The organism is Patulibacter medicamentivorans (assembly GCF_000240225.1).
GTDB classification, from domain to species: domain Bacteria; phylum Actinomycetota; class Thermoleophilia; order Solirubrobacterales; family Solirubrobacteraceae; genus Patulibacter; species Patulibacter medicamentivorans.
This window is the reverse complement of record NZ_AGUD01000068.1, coordinates 7,501-12,509: the sequence shown is the minus strand read 5'-3', so window position 1 is coordinate 12,509 and position 5,009 is coordinate 7,501. Positions and strand designations below refer to the sequence as shown.

1 protein-coding gene and 2 rRNA genes (1 of these 3 running past the window's edge) are annotated in these 5,009 nt (G+C 61.7%); all 3 read left to right on the top strand.

Annotation, left to right across the window (positions count from 1 at the left end; all coding sequences use genetic code 11):
• Window positions 1-364: 364 nt before the first annotated feature.
• On the top strand, window positions 365-1,555 hold the full coding sequence (tyrS, locus tag PAI11_RS06915) for a tyrosine--tRNA ligase (protein WP_007572313.1): 1,191 nt from the start codon (window positions 365-367) through the stop codon (window positions 1,553-1,555).
• A 438-nt stretch (window positions 1,556-1,993) separates the two neighbouring features.
• Window positions 1,994-3,540 (top strand): 16S ribosomal RNA (locus PAI11_RS06910).
• Window positions 3,541-3,803: 263 nt separating this feature from the next.
• Window positions 3,804-5,009, top strand: a 23S ribosomal RNA gene (locus PAI11_RS06905); it runs 1,782 nt beyond the window's last position.
• Together the 16S and 23S rRNA genes form the textbook arrangement of a ribosomal RNA operon.

Genomic DNA, 5,009 nt, shown 5'->3' with positions numbered 1-5,009 from the left:
CGCCCGGGCCGTGGACGCGGGCCGTCCGGGTCGCGTCCCGTGCGGGCGCGCGAGGCGCGACGGGCGCGGGCGCCGGCGGCGTGGGCACGGGTCGCGCCCCGGGGGTGATCCGCGAGCGCCGCGGAGCCGGTGCCGTCGGAGGCGCGGGCGGAGTCGTCGAGCGTCCCCACCAGGGCGTCTGGGGGGCCGGACCGGGAACCGAGGCGTCGCTCGGGTCCGGGTCGGCGTGCGCGGCGTCCGCCTGCGCTCCGGGCTGTCCGGTGGGGTCGATCATGGTTCTCGCGACGGCCGGCCGGGAGGTGAGGCGGCAGATGCCCGGCCGTGGCTCGCGGGGAGAGAGCCCGCATATTCTACCATCGGCGGCATGTCAGACCCTCGCGCCGACGCTCGATTCCTCGCCCGCAACGCCGCGGCGGTGAACCCGGACGGGGGTCTCGAGGAGCGCCTGGCCACGGCGGCGCGCGAGGGCCGCCGGCTACGGGTCAAGCTCGGTATCGACCCGACGGCCCCCGACATCCATCTCGGCCACGTCGTCGTCCTGCAGAAGCTGCGGGAGTTCCAGGACCTCGGCCACCAGGTGGTCCTGATCGTCGGCGACTACACGGCGCGCGTCGGCGATCCCAGCGGCCGCTCGGCGACCCGGCCGGTCCTGACCGCCGAGGAGATCGAGCACAACGCGCGGACCTACCAGGAGCAGGCGGGGCGGATCCTGCGCGACGACCCGGAGCTGCTCGAGGTCCGCCGCAACGGCGAGTGGCTCGACATGCCGATGGACGCCTTCCTGCGGTTGGCCCGGATCCCCAAGGTGGCCCAGCTGCTGGAGCGCGACGACTTCGCCAAGCGCTACGCCGGACAACGGCCGATCAGCCTGCTCGAGTTCGTCTACCCGCTGCTGCAGGGGTACGACTCGGTCGCGATCCGGGCCGACGTCGAGATCGGCGGCACCGACCAGACCTTCAACCTGCTGTTCGGGCGCGACGTCCAGCGCGCGGAGGGGGTCCCGGAGCAGGCCGTCATGACGATGCCGCTGCTGGTCGGGATCGACGGCAGCCAGAAGATGTCGAAGTCGCTCGGCAACCAGATTGGGATCGGCGAGCCGGCGGACGAGATCTTCGGTCGCACGATGCGGATCCCGGACGAGCTGACCGATCAATGGGCCAGCCTGCTGGCGATCGATCTCGGCGATGTGCCGGCCGGCGACCCGCGCTCGCGCAAGCGCGCGCTCGCGCGAGCGCTGTGCGATCGCTTCGCCGGGGCCGGGCAGGGGGAGCAGGCCCAGGAGGCCTTCGATCGGCTGTTCCGCGACGGAGGAGTGCCGGAGGAGATCGCGGAGCACGCGCTTCCCGGCGATCCGGTGCTGCATCTGCCGGCGCTGCTGGCCGAGGCGTTCGGGGTCTCGAGGTCGGAGGCCCGTCGCGCGATCGGCCAGGGAGGGGTCCGGATCAACGGAGAAGTCGCGAACGCGACCAATCTCGACGTCGATGCAAAAGATCTTCAGGACGCCGTATTGCGCCTTGGCAAGCGGCGTTTCGTGCGTTTGGTGACCCCTTCCTGAGCAACTCGGGGAAGAAATTCACAGGGTCACGACGCGCGCCTTCTCGAAAGATGTATATTGCCCGGGCCGCTGAGGAACAGGCGCCGCCGAGACCGAGAGATCGACACAAGATCTCGACACTGGTCAGAGCGATCTGCTAATGTCCTCAGCCCGCACCGAAGCGATTCGGTGTGCGCCTCCGGATACGGAGTACCTGGTCCGAAGGGCGCGGCGGTCTTTGAAAACGCAACAGCATGCGCATGTCTCTTGAGAGAGAGATGTGCGTCCAGAATTCGATAATCGAGTCATCGATTAATCAAACTACCCGTCATGGACGACGGTGCCACAGTGTACCGGCACCGTCACAGAGTTCATGACGACTCTTCGGTCGTGCAGTTCGCTGCGCGGCTAAAGCCGACTCTGTCGGCTGGATTCGCCGGTCGGTTCGCCGATTGGCACTTCACGGAGAGTTTGATCCTGGCTCAGGACGAACGCTGGCGGCGTGCCTAACACATGCAAGTGGAGCGACGACCCGGGGCTTGCCCCGGTGCAAAGCCGCGAACGGGTGAGTAACACGTGGGTAATCTGCCCCAATGACCGGGACAACCCGTCGAAAGACGGGCTAATACCGGATGTGTCCTACGGGCATCAGTCTGTAGGGGAAAGGAAGCTTCGGCCTCCGCATTGGGATGAGCCCGCGGCCCATTAGCTTGTTGGTGGGGTAATGGCCTACCAAGGCAACGATGGGTAGCTGGTCTGAGAGGACGATCAGCCACACTGGGACTGAGACACGGCCCAGACTCCTACGGGAGGCAGCAGTGGGGAATCTTGCGCAATGGGCGAAAGCCTGACGCAGCAACGCCGCGTGCGGGAAGAAGGCCTTAGGGTTGTAAACCGCTTTCAGTTGGGACGAAGCTTCACTGGTTAATAGCCAATCGGAGTGACGGTACCTTCAGAAGAAGCTCCGGCTAACTACGTGCCAGCAGCCGCGGTAATACGTAGGGGGCGAGCGTTGTCCGGAATCATTGGGCGTAAAGCGCGTGTAGGCGGTTCAGTAAGTCTGCTGTGAAAGTCCAGGGCTCAACCCTGGGATGCCGGTGGATACTGCTGAACTAGAGTCTGGAAGGGGCGAGTGGAATTCCTGGTGTAGCGGTGGAATGCGCAGATATCAGGAGGAACACCTATGGCGAAGGCAGCTCGCTGGGACAGTACTGACGCTGAGACGCGAAAGCGTGGGGAGCAAACAGGATTAGATACCCTGGTAGTCCACGCTGTAAACGATGGATACTAGGTGTGGGGGGTGTCAACTCCCTCCGTGCCGAAGCTAACGCATTAAGTATCCCGCCTGGGGAGTACGGCCGCAAGGCTAAAACTCAAAGGAATTGACGGGGGCCCGCACAAGCAGCGGAGCATGTGGTTTAATTCGACGCAACGCGAAGAACCTTACCTGGGCTTGACATGTTCGTGACCGGCGTGGAAACACGTCTTCCCTTACGGGCACGATCACAGGTGGTGCATGGCTGTCGTCAGCTCGTGTCGTGAGATGTTGGGTTAAGTCCCGCAACGAGCGCAACCCCCGTCGTATGTTGCCAGCATTAAGTTGGGGACTCATGCGAGACTGCCGGTGGCAAACCGGAGGAAGGTGGGGATGACGTCAAGTCATCATGCCCCTTATGTCCAGGGCTACACACGTGCTACATTGGCGTATACAGAGGGTTGCGATACCGCGAGGTGGAGCGAATCTCACAAAGTACGTCTCGGTTCGGATTGCAGGCTGAAACTCGCCTGCATGAAGGTGGAGTTGCTAGTAATCGCGGATCAGCAACGCCGCGGTGAATACGTTCCCGGGCCTTGTACACACCGCCCGTCACACCACGGGAGTGAGCAACACCCGAAGCCGGTGGCCTAACCCGCAAGGGAGGGAGCCGTCGAAGGTGGGGCTCGTGACTGGGGTGAAGTCGTAACAAGGTAGCCGTACCGGAAGGTGCGGCTGGATCACCTCCTTTCTAGGGAGCACTGAAATATGTGCACATCGAGGCCATCTGGTCTCGGTGCCTGAACGTTGACCGAATTCTGGAACTGAATGACCCGCAAGGGTCTCATGCTGTTGCGTTTTGAGAGACCGAACGGTCGACCATTGGTCGGCCGTTTGCCCTCTCGGCGGCCCTTGAAAACTGCACAGCGATAATTCACTCAGCCCTCCAACGCGGGCTGAGTGAACGGGTATCACCGCGGAAGACCACGCGCTCGTGTGGGATTCCGTGATCACCGTCAAGATAGTAAGAGCACACGGTGGATGCCTTGGCACCTGGAGCCGATGAAGGACGTGGACGACTGCGATAAGCCACGGTGAGGCGTTGAACAGCCTTTGACCCGTGGATTTCCGAATGGGGAAACCCAGCGCCGGTAATGCGGCGTTACTCCCATCTGAACACATAGGATGGGTAGAGGTAAGCGGGGGAAGTGAAACATCTCAGTACCCCGAGGAAAGTAAATCAACCGAGACTCCCTGAGTAGTGGCGAGCGAAAAGGGACTAGCCCAAACCATGTACGTGTAAGAAGTCACTCGTTGCGTATATGGGGTTGTAGGGCAGCGACTCGAGTCGTGACTGGCTCGACGAGAGTTACAAAACATCATGGTAGGCGAAGCGCGTGGAACCGCGCACCATAGAGGGCAAACGTCCCGTAGCCGAAACTGTGATGACTCTCGCAGCTGTTCCTGAGTAGGTCCGCGCCCGTGAAACGCGGACTGAAGCTGGGGGGACCACCCTCCAAGGCTAAGTACTCCCAGGTGACCGATAGCGGACTAGTACCGTGAGGGAAAGGTGAAAAGAACCCCGGAAGGGGAGTGAAATAGAACCTGAAACTGTGTGCTTACAAGGTGTGGGAGCAGTTCTTTGAACTGTGACCGCGTGCTTTTTGCATAACGAGCCAGCGAGTTGCTCGTATGCGGCAAGGTTAAGCGATGAGCGGAGCCGTAGCGAAAGCGAGTCCGAATAGGGCGATTTAGTCGTATGCGGCAGACCCGAAACTGAGTGAGCTACCCATGGCCAGGTTGAAGCGGGGGTAAGACCTCGTGGAGGACCGAACCCACGTAGGGTGAAATCTGCGGGGATGAGCTGTGGGTCGGAGTGAAAGGCTAATCAAACTCAGTGATATCTGGTTCTCTCCGAAATATATTTAGGTATAGCCTCCGGAATATTGCATGTCGGCCGTAGAGCTACTGTTTGGCCTAGGGGTCCTACCAGATTACCGAAGCCAGGCAAACTCCGAAGACCGATATGTCTACCCGGGGAGTCAGTTGCTGGGGGATAAACTTCAGCGTCAAAAGGGAAACAGCCCAGATCGCCGGCTAAGGTCCCCAAGTGCATGCTAAGTGGGTAACGATGTCCGAGTGCACAGACAACCAGGAGGTTGGCTTAGAGGCAGCCACCCTTGAAAGAGTGCGTAACAGCTCACTGGTCTAGTGCTCGGG